1 protein-coding gene and 1 pseudogene are annotated in these 2171 nt (G+C 42.0%); one reads left to right on the forward strand and one right to left on the reverse strand.

Annotated elements, in window-relative coordinates; all coding sequences use genetic code 11:
* Positions 1–486 precede the first annotated feature (486 nt).
* A complete protein-coding gene (locus tag C9J12_RS29825; RefSeq protein WP_107247078.1) occupies positions 487–1086 on the reverse strand; it encodes a hypothetical protein in 600 nt (199 codons plus the stop codon).
* Positions 1087–1572: 486 nt separating this feature from the next.
* Here C9J12_RS29825 and C9J12_RS29830 point away from each other — a divergent pair.
* Positions 1573–2166: pseudogene (locus tag C9J12_RS29830) on the forward strand (ArdC family protein); the annotation flags it as partial.
* Between the last annotated feature and the right edge of the window lie 5 nt (positions 2167–2171).

The raw sequence follows: 2171 nt of genomic DNA on the forward strand, positions 1-2171 counted from the left end.
ATTGACATAGTGCGTCACCAACTCCGAAATTTTTGGGGTGTCTGAAACCTTGGATGCGACAGTTTTGATGGTCATGGAGTCACCTTACTGCTTCGGGGAAATTCTTATAATACAGTATAAAGATGCCACATTCTGTCCAATCGTGCCAGTCGATTTTGGACTATTTCCCGAGGTGTTTATCCAAAGTTGACTGTCAATTTTGGTCAAAAACTTTAAAGGTGTACTGATTCAGACCTGATCTGACAGTTTGCCACTTTTGGCTGCGCCGGCAGTCAATTCTCTTGAACAACAAAGCCGTCTACTTCGTTTTGCACAAATTCAGGTTATCCGAAGTGGACGGCTTCGAATATCGACTCTAACGTACTTCTGTCCACGTTTGATTCAGCACTACGGCAACTGAACCCCACGAAAGCTGAAGCGTTCAGCAGTTAAACTAAAAAAGCTCTCAAGTATCGATTGAGAGCGTTTTTGTATTTGAGGATTGTCTTAGTCTAGAACAGATGTATCTACGTTAATCCACAAGTGTTCAGACAGCCCATTAATCTTGGCTAAGATTGATGGGTCATTACCGTCATAAAATTGAATGATGTAGTTATAAACCAAGTCATCATCACTTGAGTTGCTATCAATTTCATAGGTTAGAGAATCCATTTCATCATAGGTAAGTTGAAATTCCACAGCTAAAGCCTTGGTTGCTGCTGTCTCATCACCTGGTATGTTCAAACCCTTAGGTAGGATAGATAGGTCTACTTTCTGAATGCCCTTATCTTTCCAGTTTCGCAGTGGGCCAGACCATAGATTACCTCTCAAATTAGACGAGTTTGAAAGGCGGCTTGCTTTCCAATGATTAATCTCTCGAGAGCCATCAACTTTATAGATAACAACCTCTGCTTCCTTGGTATCTAACAATTGTCGTTTGAACTCAACTTCATCTTCAGGATAAAAGTTAAGTGAAGGTTTTGATTCAGGCTTACCTTCTACTTGGTCTAACAGGCGAACAATGACAGCTTCCGGAGTATCAAAGCCTACGGCAAGCTTCTCAAGGTGAGAATATGTTTCATCTGAGATTTGGATAGTACGTGACATATGATTATCTCCAAGGCTTTAAAGTTAATCATAATCTCGGTCATATTTGATTATATGTCAAATCATATTTGATTTTAAAAGAAAGCTCTATGGTGTAATCAACTACCTGATTAGCTAAAACTATAACCGCTTGTGACAAGCAGACTACATTAAGATTGAACAGTCAGGGCTGGCGGTTTGCTATACCTTAGTTAATTCACATCTTACTAATTTAGAAACGGCTTTAACTCGGAAATGTCCGTGCGACCTGAAGTCGTATGAAGCGCTGTTCACCGCGATAAGAGTGAACCATCTGTATCACCAGATGACCCTAGGGTTCTGAATAAAGCAGCGAACCCGACAATGTAACGAAGTTCAGCAGTTTGCTGAGCGGGAATGGAATCGTGAGAGGAAGTTCCTCCTGATAACCACAAATCGGGTAAGTGCTAGGGTGTCGGTATGATGAACGTAAGTGAATCCATGCAAGGTGCGTTATAGGAGAGCATAAAAAAGTGTGGGGCAATCATCTTTTATAAGATGCTAGAGAAGGATAACGACAAGGGCGAAAAAGACATGCTCCCTATGTTGAAATCCTTCACGGTCTTCAATCTCGACCAAATAGAGAACATTGACAAGCCCTCTGTCACGGTCAGTGAAGCGCGTACTGTTCAAGGCGAGTTCATTACGCTTGACCACGTTGAGGCGGCTATCACGCAGACTGGCGCGACAATTAACCATCTAGGCGTGAGGGCGTTTTATTCTCCGAGTATTGATGCGATTACGTTACCGACAAAAGACCGTTTTGCATCGTCAGATGATTATTACGCAACAGCACTTCACGAACTGACTCATTTTTCTGGACACAGTAGCCGTTTAGATCGTGATTTAAAAAATAGTTTTGGTTCAAAAGATTATGCGTTTGAGGAATTGGTGGCTGAATTGGGTGCAGCGTTTTGTTGTGCTGATTTGGGGGTATTTGGCGAGGTACAACATGAAGATTATATCGCGGGATGGCTCAAAAAACTGAATGACGACAAGCGTTTTGTTTTCAAGGCGGCCAGTCTCGCCAGTAAAGCACACGCGTTTTTATTGAATAAGTAATGGAG

Source organism: Photobacterium frigidiphilum, from assembly GCF_003025615.1.
Lineage (GTDB): Bacteria > Pseudomonadota > Gammaproteobacteria > Enterobacterales > Vibrionaceae > Photobacterium > Photobacterium frigidiphilum.

Coding starts and splice junctions, on each gene's coding strand:
- C9J12_RS29825 (WP_107247078.1), bottom strand. CDS start 1,086: ATGTCACGTACTATCCAAATCTCAGATGAAACATATTCTCACCTTGAG.